This window comes from Nanoarchaeota archaeon (assembly GCA_018897155.1).
In the GTDB taxonomy this organism is placed as follows: Archaea; EX4484-52; EX4484-52; order EX4484-52; family LFW-46; genus LFW-46.
Genome location: JAHILE010000007.1, coordinates 1 through 13,534 on the forward strand (window position 1 = coordinate 1; position 13,534 = coordinate 13,534).

Annotated in this window: 17 protein-coding genes; 5 read left to right on the plus strand and 12 right to left on the minus strand. The window is 40.6% G+C overall.

Annotated elements, in window-relative coordinates:
- Window positions 1–507, minus strand: a 507-nt coding sequence (locus tag KKB09_00560) for a PGF-pre-PGF domain-containing protein (GenBank protein MBU4299688.1), incomplete at its 3' end; no start/stop codon positions are given.
- 627 nt (window positions 508–1,134) lie between these two features.
- Here KKB09_00560 and KKB09_00565 point away from each other — a divergent pair.
- Both KKB09_00565 and KKB09_00570 read left to right on the plus strand, forming a co-directional pair.
- Window positions 1,135–1,860, plus strand: coding sequence for a PHP domain-containing protein (locus tag KKB09_00565; protein MBU4299689.1), 726 nt, complete (start codon window positions 1,135–1,137; stop codon window positions 1,858–1,860).
- Between the two features lie 8 nt (window positions 1,861–1,868).
- Window positions 1,869–2,522 carry an endonuclease gene (locus KKB09_00570; protein ID MBU4299690.1) on the plus strand — a complete coding sequence of 218 codons (654 nt, stop codon included), beginning with the start codon at window positions 1,869–1,871 and terminating at the stop codon, window positions 2,520–2,522.
- 99 nt (window positions 2,523–2,621) lie between these two features.
- Here KKB09_00570 and KKB09_00575 read toward each other — a convergent pair whose 3' ends face one another.
- Together KKB09_00575 and KKB09_00580 are read right to left on the minus strand one after the other, a co-directional pair.
- On the minus strand, window positions 2,622–3,293 hold the full coding sequence (locus tag KKB09_00575; GenBank protein MBU4299691.1) for a DUF1405 domain-containing protein: 672 nt from the start codon (window positions 3,291–3,293) through the stop codon (window positions 2,622–2,624).
- 65 nt (window positions 3,294–3,358) lie between these two features.
- Entirely contained in the window at window positions 3,359–3,925 is a 567-nt protein-coding gene (locus tag KKB09_00580; GenBank protein MBU4299692.1) for a peptidylprolyl isomerase, read from the minus strand.
- A gap of 52 nt (window positions 3,926–3,977) precedes the next feature.
- Between KKB09_00580 and KKB09_00585 the strand changes: the two genes are divergently transcribed.
- Window positions 3,978–4,637 (plus strand): hypothetical protein, encoded by a 660-nt coding sequence (locus tag KKB09_00585; protein MBU4299693.1) that lies wholly within the window; start codon window positions 3,978–3,980, stop codon window positions 4,635–4,637.
- An 18-nt stretch (window positions 4,638–4,655) separates the two neighbouring features.
- Here KKB09_00585 and KKB09_00590 read toward each other — a convergent pair whose 3' ends face one another.
- From KKB09_00590 to KKB09_00615, 6 genes are all read right to left on the minus strand, one after another.
- Window positions 4,656–5,960 (minus strand): PQQ-binding-like beta-propeller repeat protein, encoded by a 1,305-nt coding sequence (locus KKB09_00590; protein MBU4299694.1) that lies wholly within the window; start codon window positions 5,958–5,960, stop codon window positions 4,656–4,658.
- 23 nt (window positions 5,961–5,983) lie between these two features.
- Entirely contained in the window at window positions 5,984–6,337 is a 354-nt protein-coding gene (locus KKB09_00595; GenBank protein ID MBU4299695.1) for a hypothetical protein, read from the minus strand.
- Entirely contained in the window at window positions 6,334–6,495 is a 162-nt protein-coding gene (locus KKB09_00600) for a hypothetical protein (protein MBU4299696.1), read from the minus strand. The genes KKB09_00595 and KKB09_00600 overlap by 4 nt, the downstream gene beginning before the upstream one ends.
- A 34-nt stretch (window positions 6,496–6,529) precedes the next feature.
- Window positions 6,530–7,027 (minus strand): acyltransferase, encoded by a 498-nt coding sequence (locus tag KKB09_00605; protein MBU4299697.1) that lies wholly within the window; start codon window positions 7,025–7,027, stop codon window positions 6,530–6,532.
- 23 nt (window positions 7,028–7,050) lie between these two features.
- On the minus strand, window positions 7,051–7,845 hold the full coding sequence (locus KKB09_00610; protein MBU4299698.1) for an NAD-binding protein: 795 nt from the start codon (window positions 7,843–7,845) through the stop codon (window positions 7,051–7,053).
- A gap of 101 nt (window positions 7,846–7,946) precedes the next feature.
- Window positions 7,947–9,659, minus strand: coding sequence for a cation:proton antiporter (locus tag KKB09_00615; protein ID MBU4299699.1), 1,713 nt, complete (start codon window positions 9,657–9,659; stop codon window positions 7,947–7,949).
- 152 nt (window positions 9,660–9,811) lie between these two features.
- Between KKB09_00615 and nth the strand changes: the two genes are divergently transcribed.
- A complete protein-coding gene (gene nth / locus KKB09_00620; protein MBU4299700.1) occupies window positions 9,812–10,471 on the plus strand; it encodes an endonuclease III in 660 nt (219 codons plus the stop codon).
- Window positions 10,472–10,485: 14 nt separating this feature from the next.
- On the opposite strand, the gene KKB09_00625 is transcribed toward nth, so the two are convergent.
- The 3 genes from KKB09_00625 to KKB09_00635 are packed head-to-tail and all read right to left on the minus strand — an operon-like array spanning window position 10,486 to window position 12,763.
- Window positions 10,486–11,598, minus strand: a complete 1,113-nt coding sequence (locus KKB09_00625) for a hypothetical protein (protein MBU4299701.1) — start codon at window positions 11,596–11,598, stop codon at window positions 10,486–10,488.
- 45 nt (window positions 11,599–11,643) lie between these two features.
- On the minus strand, window positions 11,644–12,123 hold the full coding sequence (locus tag KKB09_00630; GenBank protein ID MBU4299702.1) for a HEPN domain-containing protein: 480 nt from the start codon (window positions 12,121–12,123) through the stop codon (window positions 11,644–11,646).
- The gene (locus KKB09_00635) at window positions 12,107–12,763 is read right to left on the minus strand and encodes a nucleotidyltransferase domain-containing protein (protein ID MBU4299703.1); all 657 of its coding nucleotides are present in this window, start codon (window positions 12,761–12,763) and stop codon (window positions 12,107–12,109) included. Before KKB09_00635 ends, KKB09_00630 begins: the two co-directional genes overlap by 17 nt.
- Window positions 12,764–12,856: 93 nt before the next feature.
- Between KKB09_00635 and KKB09_00640 the strand changes: the two genes are divergently transcribed.
- A complete protein-coding gene (locus tag KKB09_00640; protein ID MBU4299704.1) occupies window positions 12,857–13,399 on the plus strand; it encodes a hypothetical protein in 543 nt (180 codons plus the stop codon).
- The last annotated feature ends 135 nt before the right edge of the window (window positions 13,400–13,534 follow it).

Genomic DNA, 13,534 nt, shown 5'->3' on the forward strand with positions numbered 1-13,534 from the left:
ATAATTTGCTTTTGGTTCCGGAACCTGCTCGTTTTGCGGCGCTTCATCATCATCATTCAGATATTTCTTTATAACATACGCCGCAGCAAGAATCAATACAACCGCAGCAAGGAAGTATGCATAGTATGGCGGCGCTGCCTTATGTTCTTCTACAGCCGGCGCATCAGGCTCTTTCGGCTGTTCGGCATTTGTCTCTTCTTTTACAGGCTCCTTTGGCTGCTCAACAGCAGGAGGCGCTGCCTGAGCCGTCTGTGCTTTCTCCCCGATTATTGCAAAGTAAGAGAACGCGTTTGTGTATGCACGGTAATAATTCACAGTTGCGGTTGAATTGAGCAAATTTGTCCTTAGCTTGTTCCACCCGTTATCGTAGTGAGCAAGCCAGATTCTTGTGAAATTATTCGAGAGAATCCACGACTTATTGACTTTGAAATCAATCGTCGCATTATCAATCTGAGAATTGTTGAAATTCTTCTTTGTGATGTTGACGTACTGGTAACTGCTGTTGATGGGGGTGAGACAGTTATTGACGTAATCTTTTCAACCATAAGCGATGGGTTTGACAAATACTGCGTGAGGCTCACAACAACCTTCTCAAGCGGGTCATGCGGGGTTACTGTAATTGCCTTTGTAAGCGTTGTGCCGCCACCCCCTCCTCCGGAGGACGGAGGCGTTGTTGAGCATGCAGAGCAGTCAGCAGTTCCGCAGGCTTCGCCTGAGTCGCATTCGCCGTCGCCGATTGCATGGGTAACGTTCATATTGATAAGGAATGCCGCACTTGCAGAGCCGCTTGCAGTAATTGTCTCTGTTGCCTGCCAGTCTCCTGTTGACGCATTTGGCGGTTTCCTCAAGAGAATTTCGAGATTATACGCACTTATGGCGCAAGTAATGATTTTCGGGCCATACACCTTGTTGCGAATTCCGCGCAAAGAAAACTTCCTGTCGCAATCATTACAGTAAAATAGCTGTTCGCAGCCGAATTTGGTCTGTTGCAAGCCTTTCTTAACAACGTTTCTGCCTTTGCAGAATTTGCATTCGATGCATCCATTATTATGTGCCATTTCTTCCACACCCTAATAGCCACAGATTAATGGTGAGATTAGTAATCAATTTAAATTCATTTTTCTAATATACTGTATGGTCCGCTACTTTGACATGCACATTACAACAAATTACTCCTTTGGCACAGACAGTGTTGCTGAGATTGTTAAGATGGCCGAGCGCCTGGAGCTGGATACGATTTGCATAGCGGATGCTTCGGATACTGTCGAGAAGCTCGCGGAAATCAAAAATGAGATTTCAAACATCAGAAGCACAGTGAATGTTGTTCTTGGCGTCGAGATTCTTGCAAAAAATCCGAATGATATGGCGAACAAAGTAACCCGTTTTCGCGACATTGCGGACATAATAATAGTTTCCGGAGGCGATATTGACATAAACCGTGCGGCCTGCGAAAATCCGAAAGTCGATATCCTCGCACACCCTGAATACAAGCGCAAGGATTCCGGAATTGATCATGTGATTGCAGCAGCCGCGGCAAAAAACAAGGTCGCAATCGAGCTTAATTTCAGGAGCTTTCTGCATTCTACAGGCAGGCAGCGCGCCTATCTTCTTGCAAGCATGCAGCGAAATGCGATGCTGTGCAAAAAATTCGACGCACCGGTAATTGTAACAAGTGCAGCTGAGAATGTCTGGGGGATGCGCGCGGGAAAAGACCTCTCGACACTGGCATATCTTGCCGGCATGGATGTGGAGAATGCAATAACAACAGTTTCGACAATTCCTGAGTTTCTTATCAGGCGCGTAAAAGAAATCAAGTCGCCGGAATTCGTCATGCCTGGCGTTAAACTTGTCGGGCAATAGACATTCTTATGATGGGGAATAATCCTATTAGAAATCTTTACAATGAACTTTTCCAAAAATACGGAAAGCCAGAAGGCCAGTGGAAATTATGGTGCCGTCGGCCAAAGACAGAGTATGAAAAAGAAATTATTTTTATCGAGGCGATTCTGACCCAGCGCACGAACTGGAAAAACGTCGAGCTTGCGATGAATAATCTGCGCGCCGCAAAAATAACGCGCCTCAAAGACATTTGCAACAGTTGTGAAAATGATGTTGCGCGATTAGGCACGCTCATAAAGCCCGCTGGGTTTTATTTCCAGAAAGCCGGATATCTTCAGAACCTTGCGAAATTTGTTCTTGAGAATTACGAAACCGTTAGCCGCATGCAGAAAGAGCCGCATGCAAAACTGCGCGAAGAACTTCTTGCCTTGAAAGGCATCGGCCCTGAAACTGCCGACAGCATCCTGCTTTACGCGCTTGAAAAGCCTGTTTTTGTGATTGACGAATATACGAAAAGAATTGCGCGCGCAAAAAACCTTGGCGCGAGTTTCAAGTATCACGCGCTTCAGGAGCTTTTTGAAAGCGCGATTGAGAAAGACTGCGCGCTCTATCAGGATTTCCACGCGCTGATTGTTATTAACGGGAAGGAAAAGAACAACGGCATTTTCAAGCAGTCCCAATAGCATTGGCTTGAAATCCTTTCGCAACTTCGTTGCTCTGGGCTTTTGAACCTTCGGTTCAAAAAGCTTCGAACGATAGTGAGATGATTTGATTCAAGGCAATCAACGCGCATCTATTTGGCATTTTTTTGCTCGCGTATGGATCGCGATTCCTATTAGCGCAACTGTCATCGCAAAGCTCTCAATCATCAAAAATGTGTGATGGCCTGCCGGAATAAGCGTTACATTGCCCATAAAATAATCCATATAATCGTTCAAAAGATAAAATCCGCCGACAAAAACAATGTCCGATATTTTTGGCTTCAGGAGCCTAATCAGAAGCAGGCCTTCAAGAATCATTCCGAAATGCAGGGGAACATTCATGCTATATGTCAGCGCGTCAATTGCAAAAAAAACATCCCTGAAAAGAAAAATAACTATATCAGTCCAGACGCCGTATTTGACAAGGCCGAAAAATGCAAAAAGAATAAGCCACTGCGGCGGGGTTTTTCGTAAAAAAAGAAACGCGCAAACTGCCGCAAACAAAAGCACAGGAAGCGGCGAATCTATTGTGAAAATCCAAAGATGTGCCGGCGTGATTGACAATTGATAGGTGTAATAATAAATGCCGTAAAAAAATCCGATGAAATTTATGGCGAAAAAGGCTAAGAGCCAGCGCTTATCGCCAAGAATTCTTTCGGAAAGATCATTTATTTTCAGTCTTTCAGACTGAAAAAATAGAAATTGCCAACAAATTTTAGGCAATTTCTTTATTTTCTCAAAAATCAATCCCATTTATTTCGCCGTTATTGTTATTTTTGTCATTTTTTAGCTATGCTAAAAAAGCTTGAAAATCACATTCATTTCGCGGATATGGTGATTTTCATGATTTTGTCTCCCGCGCGCAATTGTTCGACAACATCCATTCCGCTTATTACTTTTCCGAACACTGCGTAGTTGCCGTCAAGAAATGGTGTTGCAGCAAGCGTTATGTAGAATTGGCTTGACGCGCTGTTGGGGTCGTTTGCTCTTGCCATAGCAAGCGCGCCTTTTACGTGCGTGAGGTTCTTGTTGATTTCAAGAGGAATTGTCTGGCTTGAGCCGCCGGTTCCGTCGCCTCTCGGGTCGCCGCCCTGTATTACGAAACCCGGCTCGTACCTGTGGAATTTAAGGCCGTTGTAGAATCCCGATTCAGCAAGCTTGATGAAGTTTTTTGTGGTGATTGGCGCGCCGTCTTCATAAAGTTCGGCCTTTATTGTGCCTTTATTCGTCTCGATTATAGCAAACCTGTTTTTTGATATGACTTGTCCTGTTGGCATAGAATCACTCGCTTTGGAATAGCTTGAAAAAATAACTGCCAAAACCAGCACTGCTGCAATAACTGCAATCACAGTTTTGTTCTTTTTCAGAATTTCTGTCGCGCTCATAAAACATTTGGGAACTTGAAAATATTTATAGCCATTTATACCTCATACACATATGCTCGAGTTAAATAAGTATAAAAAATCCATTTCACAGCTTAAAAATAAACGATGGGTATTATTGAGTGTATGTTTTGCAGCAATATTCATTATACTAGGACACCAGTCTATCGAATCATACTACGCACCCACATTTCCAGTAGAAATTAATGCATATAATATCTCTCAGGACAAATATCTTAGGATAAATTTGTTTTCTTGTAATTCAAATAAAATCTATCCGGTTGTAGGAGAAGATCTAAAATGTTGTGCTTATGTAGAAGATTTATATAAAAAAGATTTTAAGGAAAATATTCCAACTTACATTTATTTTGGAGATCATAATTTCGATGAAAACTATACCGAATCATTCAAACCTCTTGCACTCGGTGCAACCATAAGACGTATTTCGGAAAATAATCAGCTAGATTGTGCAAATATCAGAATAAGAAACTATGGTAGAAATACATATACGTTTGGATTGATATATCATAATGCAGAATATGATGAAAAGCGAACAATATTTACTAATGAAGTAACCTTTTTCGCATATGATATTTCTGAATATGACAACAAATTAAATCAAAAACTATCATTGTATTTCATTCTATTCTCGTTAGGTATTTTTTCAATGTTTTCTTTTGTGAAGACTTTACTAGACATTATTAGAGATAGATAATTGGGGTCGAAGAGATAATTATATCCCAAACTGGTTCTTTACCTGCTCTTCAAGTATTTCGTCAAGCGCGCCTTTTTTCTTTTTACCTTTATCCGCATACGCGCCTACAGAGCCTGTTTTTTCCTTGTATGCGCCGATTCCGCGCGGAATTCCGGAATATGCATCGATTCCCGTTGTATCAAGCCCGCCGTATATTTTCAGGCCGCTGTCTTTTGAAAACGCATAAGGATCGAAAGCCACTGATTTTTTTACTGTTTCGGGGTCGAACAGTTCGGGGTTCCATTTCGGGGCCGGTATGATTTCAAGGAATGATTCCAAAAGCGCAAGAACGCCGTTTGTCCTGAAAATCCATTCAACATTTCCGCCAAACGCAATCGAGCGTATTTTGCAGTCAAAGCTTGAAAAAATTATGTTTTTCCCAAAAACAGTCCCGTTCATTGCAACCTGCATACCGTCAACAGGAATTTCCCATATTTTGTATCCGTCCATTGTCAGGGCGTAAATCTTCTCTGCTCCGAAAAAAATCCTGTTGTCATGGATTACCGGCGGGCAATACATATCAGCCACAGCCATAAATTTCCAGATACATGCGCCTGTTTTTGCGTCAAGGCAATAGGCATATCTATCCCTTCCGCAGAAATAAATCCTGCCGTCTTTTGCAAGTGCTGTGTTATAAACCTGTTCGGCAGTCTTGAATCCCCATCTTAAATTTCCGTTAAAATCAAGAGCATAAAGCGTTTCGTCTACTGAGCCAAAATAAATCCCATTTTCATCCGAAGCTGCCTGCCCCATTAATATTGCATCGTTTGTTCTAAACTTCCAGACCAAATTGCCCTGAAGATCAAGGCAGTAAAAATAGTTGTCCATAGAGCCAAAGTAAATTCGGTTTCCCACTATTAGCGGGTCAGAGACTATTTCATCTCCTATTCCAAAGCGCCAAAGTTCCTGGTGTGTTTTTGTGTCAACTGCGTATAAATTATGATCAGAAGAGCCGAAGCAGATTACGCCATCAAGAATTTGCGGCGACGAAGCAATAAGGCCGTTTGCCTTAAACTTCCATAAATGCTTTCCTTCAAAAGAAAGGGCATATAGATAGTTGTCGTAGGATCCGAAATAAACCGCGCTTCTGTCGGAAATTGCAGTAGAGCTTATCGGACCGTTTGTTTTATAGGACCATATTTTCGTTCCGGTTTCTGCATCAATTGCATAAAAATAAGTATCCATTGCGCCTATGTAGGCGATATTGCCGATTACTAAGGGCTTTGATGCGACGCCCCCATTTTCGGAGAATTTCGACAAATCCAGCGGACGTGATAGTGCCATAATATTAGTGAGTTTCTTTATACTTATATTTCTTTGTTCTGATGCCCTTTATGAATTTTCCGCAAAATCGCCGCCGCAAACGAACTGGTGACAAGAATCAGAAACACTTCAACTGCGGCTATTGCAAAAAAATCCGGCAATTTTATCGGAAATGATGTGAATATGCCGATAAAGGTATTTGGGCTTAAATAGTAGCCCGCAATATAAATTACCACTCCGGTTAATGTTGTCTGAACTGCTTTGTCAAATTCTTTTAGCCCATCATAAAAATGGTTTAATAACCCTGCATCTCTATAACCCCACAATAACGTGACGTATCCGCTCGCAATTATGAATAAAAATGGGTAAACTGTAGTGATTGTAATTGTTTCACTCATGCCTTAACACCAATAAAATACAAAACTACGCCGACAAGTGTTAGAAGAAAGCCGAAATTTGCAACATCAATGCCATAATGCGCTCCATCAACAATCATTAATAGAATGCCGACAAATATCAATATTAGCGGGTTTTTAAACAATGTTTCTGAACTCATAATTTTAGTGTATTTTTTGTGTTTATATACTTAATTACTTGACTTTGCCGATATGTTTTGAAGGGGTTATTCGTTTCGCAGGCACCCCGCCAACAAAATCCCCTGTCTTGACGTCCGTATTCACAAGGCTCATTGCGGAAACTGCCGCGCCGTCGCCGATTCGGACTCCTGCAAGGACTGTGGAATTTGCGCCAATAAGCACATTGCTTCCGATTTTTACAGGGCCTCTTTTCAGCCCATTTACAAGAAACTCGTGCGCAAGAATTGTCGCGCGATACCCTATTATCGCATTGCCGCCGATTTCTATATCTTCGGGAAAGAATATGTCAAACTGCACGCCGAGGGCAATTGACGTGTCGCGCCCGATTTTCATCCCGGTTAAGCGGAGAAGCGCGCGCTTGGCAGCCATTGACGGTACGTATTTGCAGAATTCTATGATTATAAAATTGCGCGCCACAATAAGCGGACTCTTAAATGAAGTCCAGTATTGAAGCGAATTCTTCTCAGTCGGAAAAAATGTCAGGCGGCGCATAAGTTATCAAATCCTTTAACCCCCTAACTCTTAACTTTTGATTTTATATTCTGCATTTCGTGCACTTCCTTATCATCGCGGTTTATTGCTTTTGATATGTCTATTGCTCCCGCGGCTTCAGGCATTATTACGTGGTCAGCGCCTACTTTTTTCAAGGTATTTATCAGCTCCTCTTTTTCAGTTCTTGCATAAACCTTTATGTCCGGGTTAAATTGCTTGGCTATCAAAGTTGCAAGAATGTTTTTCTCGGTTTCTAACATAACTGCTATCAGCGCTTTTGCACGCATAAGCCCGCAGTTCATAAGTACTTCTTCTTCAAAAGGATCACCTTTTACGACAAGAAATCCCTTTTTCTTGGCATTTTCCACATCCTGCTCATGGGCATCCACGAGAATAAACGGCTTTTTTTCAAGCGCAAGAAGTTTTGCAGTATGGATTCCCACCCTTCCAGCGCCGCATATTATGTAATGATTTCGCATCTTAGTTATATCCGACATTTCTTTCATCCCCAAAAAATATTCCTTGAATTTTCCTTCGACCACTAAATCAAACGTTGTCCAGAGAACAAACCAAATTATAAACAGCCCAACTACGGCCAGCATAAATTGGAGCATTTTTCCGCTAAAACTTTCCAATTTTTCATTTTGAAATGCCAGAGTCTCCATAGTATTTACAAGACCGTCAGAAAAATTAACTCCTAAAACAAGCATATATCCTATTGACCCCGTAATGAGCACCGAAAGAATCAAAATCACAAATATTTTCAGCCTGTTCGGGATCTCATTTATGTGTTTTAGATTTAATTTATGGCCGCTCATATAGTAGTTTTAGTCGATGTTTTATAAATAGCTATTGTCGGGCTTTAATTTGAAGAAATTTCTACAGTTTGCCACGGGGTTCATACATATTCAAACATATTTTAATTCCTGCTGTGTTTCGGATGCTCATGCCCCAGTTTTATCCGATTTTTCAAGTTTTCAATATGCGCAACTTTTTCCTTTATGAATTTGTCAAAGTTCAGGCCATATTTTTCAATCAATGTTGCAGTATGCTGCCCTCCGAGGAAATGCGGCAGTATTACGTATGTCGTGCCTTTCTTATATAACTCAATCGCTTTGTCAATGTCGTGGGATACCACAATTATAATTGATTTTTTGTTATGGGCTCTTATTTTGTTTATCAAAAACATATTTGTATCAAAGTCAGGTATTGTTGATATCATCATTTTAACATGTAAAAAATCAAATTCATTCAAAAATTCCGAATCGTCGGCATCGCCATATCGGCAGTCAATTCCTTCTTTTATTAACTTGGCAATAACTTCCGGATCATGGTCAATAACTAAAAATCTATTTTTTGTTTTTTTAAGATAATTAAGTAAATCATATCCTACACGGTTATATCCGAAAATAATGATGTCGTATTTTTTAAAATCGGAATATTTGGGTTCATCTACTTTTTTGCCTTTTCTTTCAAATATGCTCAAATATTTTGAAATATGCGGGTATATCTTATTTGCATAAAGCATCATATACGTGGAACCCGCAATCGTTATTAGGCCTATGGCGGTCACAATAGCCAGAATTTCATTTGATAGGTGCCCTTGTCTGACACCCAAAGCAATAAGTATTATGGAAAATTCGCTTATTTGTGCCACAGTTAATCCCGCTAAGAAACTATTTCTTTTGGTATATCCGAGTACACCCATTAAAATCATGACGATTAGAGGATTTCCGATAAGGATGAATGCGGAAAGCAAAATTATTGGAAACTTATATTGAAGCAAATCCATGAAAACCATTTGTGACCCTAGCAGAATGAAGAATAAAACTATAAAAAAGTCTCTAAATGGCTTCATCTTTGAGCTGATCTCATAACGATATGGGGATAAAGATAATATAACACCTGCCAGCAACGCCCCTATTTCCATAGAAAAATTCAGGTACTTAAAAATCGATGCCAAAGCCAAACACCACCCCATTGAAAATAATAATAATAATTCCTGGGATTTTGCGATGGTTTTGAGTATGCTTGGCAATACGCGGACGCCGATCAAGAATAACACCGCCATCATACCGAGACCTTTAAAAATAATTTCAAAAATAAATGCGGCGATATCAAATTTGATCGCCATTGTAGAGACAATCATCAATATAACTATGGCAATTAAATCCTGCACAATTAAAAATCCAATGGATATTCTTCCGTATAATGTATTCATATCTCCTTTATCAGAAAGAATTTTCATGATTATGATTGTACTGCTAAATGTCAGGGCGATTGCAATATAGATCGATTCAATTATTGAAAAACTTAACAAAACAGATATCAAAAAACCAATTAATGATGTAAATATGACTTGACCCACGCCAGTAATCAGTGAAACTGCGCCCACTTCTTTTACAACTTTCGGGCTTAATCCAAGGCCGACGATAAATAGCAATAATGCTATGCCGATATTTGAGAATATCAGTATTGTTTCTGAGGAACTCATAATATTTAGAACATACGGTCCTACAATAATGCCCGAGATTATGTAGCCGATTATTAGCGGCTGTTTTAATAAGCTCATTACCCACGAAATTAAAACCGCTAGGCTCATGATAATTCCGAATTCTATAAATAGTTCCATTATGTATCACATTATTGGCAATTGTAAATAAATACTTATTCACGCGCTCGCCGAAATAGATGCGCAATTCCGTAGCAGAAACGCAGGGTATGTCAAGCAGCATTTTCCTAAAGCCAAGCGTAGCCATCGATTTATATTCGCCGCTTCATAATATGTATGAGGTGGTGGTTATTACGGAAGCGCCTTCTCAAAATGCCTCTGAACTTCTTGCCATACTTAAGAAAACTTATGGCGCGCAGTCGACTGCCCTAATACATCAGAATCCGTTTGAATTGCTGGTCTCGACAATACTTTCCGCGCAATGCACTGACGCGAGAATCAATAGTGTAACGCGCGAGCTTTTCAAGAAATATCAAACTGCAAATGATTATGCGAATGCAGATTTGCATGAATTTGAGCAGGATATAAAATCCACCGGTTTTTACAAGAACAAGGCGAAAAACATCATCGCAGCGGCGCAAAAAATAATTTCTGAATTTGGCGGCAAAGTGCCTGGCAAAATGGAAGAACTCGTCACGCTTCCCGGCGTGGGCAGAAAAACTGCAAATGTCATACTTTGCGAGGGCTTTGGAATTGTCCAAGGCATTGCCATTGATACGCATGTCAGGCGCATCTCTTTCCGCATTGGCCTGACTAAAAACACAGACCCCAAGAAAATTGAGTGCGACCTCATGGCGCTTTATTCGAAAAAAGAATGGCGCAATGTTTCAAATCTTTTGATTGCGCACGGAAGGCGCACCTGCTATGCTAAAAAGCCGAAGTGCGGGGAATGCGCGCTGAACAAGATTTGCCCGAACGCGTTCAAAGTTTAATGATATTCGTTGCTTCAAACATCTACTTGATACCCTTTTTTCTTCTCTCGCAAATACAGCGGATGCAGAAGCAGTATCGCGCCGGAAACAATGAGTGCATGTTTTATGTCAAAGGAAAAATACAGCATTAGTACTACTATCACTGCGCCGAGCGCGCGGCCAAAGTTCAAAAAAAATCCCCGCGAAATCATGGAATCGCCCATATTCTTTGTCAAATCTACTATGAGCGTCATTGAGAATGGTGAGAAAAGAGACAGAAGAAAGCTTACAAACCCGCGGTAGATTCCCCACGCGAGAAATGTCGACGATAGGCCGCTAAGTATTGTGAATGCTGCGATTGCTATGGTGATAGGGTATATAAATATCGCGCGCTTTTTCATCCGGTCTGACATACGGCCAAGAGCAAAAAATGCGGCAATTCCAAAGACGCCAAGATACGAATAGAATGCTCCAAATTCGAATTCTTTTGATACAAAGGTCAAGGTGACTAAAGGGACTACAACCCAATCTATGCCTTCCCAGACTCCTTGAATGAATACAATGGTTTTGAGCCCCTTTGTATTTTTGACAAACGCCTTAAAATCAGAAGGTATCATATCGGATTTTTTCAGCCATAATGAAATCACGAGCGCAGGCACAAGAAGAAGCGCCCCGATAAAAAACACAAAACCCATGCCGTATTTTTCCGCAGAAAGCCCTGCGAGCGCCGGAAGAAGAGCCCCAAAAACAGGCCATAGTATGAAGAAAAGCCCGCTGTGGCTGGCGTTTTTGCCCTCGCCGCGAAACTTGAAAAATTGGAAGTTCATTGTAACGCCATAAGAAACCATTACTATTCCTTGAATTATTGCAACTGCAAAAATCAGGGGTTTGACAAAGGCATATGCTGCAACAAAGAACAGGAGAATCTTGAAAATGAGCCCGATTTGCATACTTCTGTCTGAGCGAAAATGTTTTGCCGCAATAATAACAAGCACGGACGTTATGAACGACAGCGCGAAATAAAGCGCGACATCCATGAATGTGTATCCGATCTTTACAAAATAAAGCGATGACAATGTCCAGCCGAAAATATGTGAAACTGTAAAGAAAAAATGTATTGCGTAGAGGCGGAGAAACGAGCGGTCCATAAGCTATTTCTGGATTAAGAAGTTTTTTATAGCCTTATTCCAAGCTTAGGCATTGCTCAAATAAGTATTGCAGTGCTTGAAAAACAGTTTTGCATTTTCTATCGATTCTTTCGCAGGAGTTAGGTTTGCCTGCGGAATTGTATTGTATGTGAAGTTGCCGCGCTTCTTTTTCTCTTCTTTATAAATTTCAAGAAGCGTTTCTGCACGAATAATCATTTCTTTGTAAATCATAAGCAGTTTTACATTCAGAATGCCTGAATCGATAAATGCGGTTTTGAATGCTTCAAAGGTCTTTTTATGGATTTCCGGCGGTTTTGTGTCTATGTTTTTTGAGTGAAGCATAGCTTTTGCAGAGTAAAATATCGCATAGTATGAATGAGATACTGCGCCGCTGAAAAATGTATCTGACACATCAAGGCTTAGCGATGCAAGCAAATCCTTTCTATTCGACGCTTCAAAGAGAAGAATTGCAGAATCTATTTCTGTTCTTGCCCGCTTTAAATACATTTCAGCCTTTGAATCCATATCGCATCGCCTCGAAAAGTATTTTGTAATATGCTTCGGCCCCGCAAACTATGACGTGTTTTTTTGCAATTTCTTTGCCGTAATTATATTCTTTGTTTATGAGCATTTCATAAAATTCGGTTTGCGTAAACACGAGTCCATGTATTTCCGGAAGTATTAATTCCCCGCGCCTTAATGCGGTTTCAAAGCTCTTTTTTTCTTCGCAATCAGGTATTATTATTGCAATATCTATATCGGATGCCGGTTTCTGCGTTCCCTCAGCATAGCTTCCTCCGACAAGAAGCGCGTAAAACGGGCTTTTTATGCCGTCAGTTACCTGCTTTATGTTTTTGAGCGGGATATCTGCGCGATCTTCTTTTATTGCCGCCTCGATAAACGCAAGATAGCCGATATGCTCATCAGTTTCATAATTTAGCGAGTATAGGTTGGTGTTTCCGCGCGTTTCTTCTTTCAAAATGCCTGTTTTTGAGAATTTTTTCATTGCTTCGGGAATGTAATGATGAGATTTAGTTTTGTATGTGCGGTTTATTTCGGTGATGGTAAATGCTTTCCACGGTTCTCTTACAAATATTCTAAGCAGCTTGGATTCCTTTTTCATTAACCCATTTTTAGGGGTTACATTACCCACTTTTTTGGACATATAGCATATTTATGATTTAACGTTTATATGCTTTCTGTTTCGGCATAAGCGCGCCTTAAAGAGTTAATATACCTGATGCAGACAAATAGTAATATGCTTGAGCTTCTTGGCGCGCTGCTTCTTTCTGCATTTGCGGTAGCGCTTGCTGTGCTTGGGATTGGAGTGGTTTCTGAGAAGCACAAAAAATTTGTAGAAGAAAAAACTGATGGAGGATTTGCAAGTGGACTTAAAGCATATGGAATCTCTTCGCGCGCCCGCAATCAAAGTATCCTCGAAATAGACGATTCTGAAAAAAAGAGAATGTTGAAGCAGAAGTACGCAGGCAATCTTAATCCAAGCACGGGCGATATAAAGCTATACGTGGATGAAGAATCTAATAGACAACATGAAGAATTCCATAGAGGACACCTAATAGAAACCATCGCACCAACTAAAAAATTGCGTAAAGAATTGAATACTCAATGGCTTACAAATAAGAAAAACTTGGATGAAATAAACGAACATCTTTCGCAACTTCCCGAAAATCTAGTATCCGAAAAAATTGAATCCCCTACATCGTATGATAACGGCAATAATGGAAATTACGCCACAGCCATTATAGATGCCGCTAAAAACAAAGAAGACCCTTTAGAATAGACCTCTTGCATAATTATAAGGGCGTCAGCCCTTATATCTTTTAATTCCTGATGTTAACCGACAAACTCGTTCAAGTCAAACCCTTGGTTCATCATTGCCCTGAAATTCACCAATCCATAAACAATAGAACTCGCA

What these genes read in the sequence shown, in the direction of transcription:
- KKB09_00565 (MBU4299689.1), top strand. Translation starts at nt 1,135, where the DNA reads ATGGTCCGCTACTTTGACATGCACATTACAACAAATTACTCCTTTGGC.
- KKB09_00570 (MBU4299690.1), top strand. Translation starts at nt 1,869, where the DNA reads ATGATGGGGAATAATCCTATTAGAAATCTTTACAATGAACTTTTCCAA.
- KKB09_00575 (MBU4299691.1), bottom strand. Translation starts at nt 3,293, where the DNA reads ATGGGATTGATTTTTGAGAAAATAAAGAAATTGCCTAAAATTTGTTGG.
- KKB09_00580 (MBU4299692.1), bottom strand. Translation starts at nt 3,925, where the DNA reads ATGAGCGCGACAGAAATTCTGAAAAAGAACAAAACTGTGATTGCAGTT.
- KKB09_00585 (MBU4299693.1), top strand. Translation starts at nt 3,978, where the DNA reads ATGCTCGAGTTAAATAAGTATAAAAAATCCATTTCACAGCTTAAAAAT.
- KKB09_00590 (MBU4299694.1), bottom strand. Translation starts at nt 5,960, where the DNA reads ATGGCACTATCACGTCCGCTGGATTTGTCGAAATTCTCCGAAAATGGG.
- KKB09_00595 (MBU4299695.1), bottom strand. Translation starts at nt 6,337, where the DNA reads ATGAGTGAAACAATTACAATCACTACAGTTTACCCATTTTTATTCATA.
- KKB09_00600 (MBU4299696.1), bottom strand. Translation starts at nt 6,495, where the DNA reads ATGAGTTCAGAAACATTGTTTAAAAACCCGCTAATATTGATATTTGTC.
- KKB09_00605 (MBU4299697.1), bottom strand. Translation starts at nt 7,027, where the DNA reads ATGCGCCGCCTGACATTTTTTCCGACTGAGAAGAATTCGCTTCAATAC.
- KKB09_00610 (MBU4299698.1), bottom strand. Translation starts at nt 7,845, where the DNA reads ATGAGCGGCCATAAATTAAATCTAAAACACATAAATGAGATCCCGAAC.
- KKB09_00615 (MBU4299699.1), bottom strand. Translation starts at nt 9,659, where the DNA reads ATGGAACTATTTATAGAATTCGGAATTATCATGAGCCTAGCGGTTTTA.
- nth (MBU4299700.1), top strand. Translation starts at nt 9,812, where the DNA reads ATGTATGAGGTGGTGGTTATTACGGAAGCGCCTTCTCAAAATGCCTCT.
- KKB09_00625 (MBU4299701.1), bottom strand. Translation starts at nt 11,598, where the DNA reads ATGGACCGCTCGTTTCTCCGCCTCTACGCAATACATTTTTTCTTTACA.
- KKB09_00630 (MBU4299702.1), bottom strand. Translation starts at nt 12,123, where the DNA reads ATGGATTCAAAGGCTGAAATGTATTTAAAGCGGGCAAGAACAGAAATA.
- KKB09_00635 (MBU4299703.1), bottom strand. Translation starts at nt 12,763, where the DNA reads ATGTCCAAAAAAGTGGGTAATGTAACCCCTAAAAATGGGTTAATGAAA.
- KKB09_00640 (MBU4299704.1), top strand. Translation starts at nt 12,857, where the DNA reads ATGCTTGAGCTTCTTGGCGCGCTGCTTCTTTCTGCATTTGCGGTAGCG.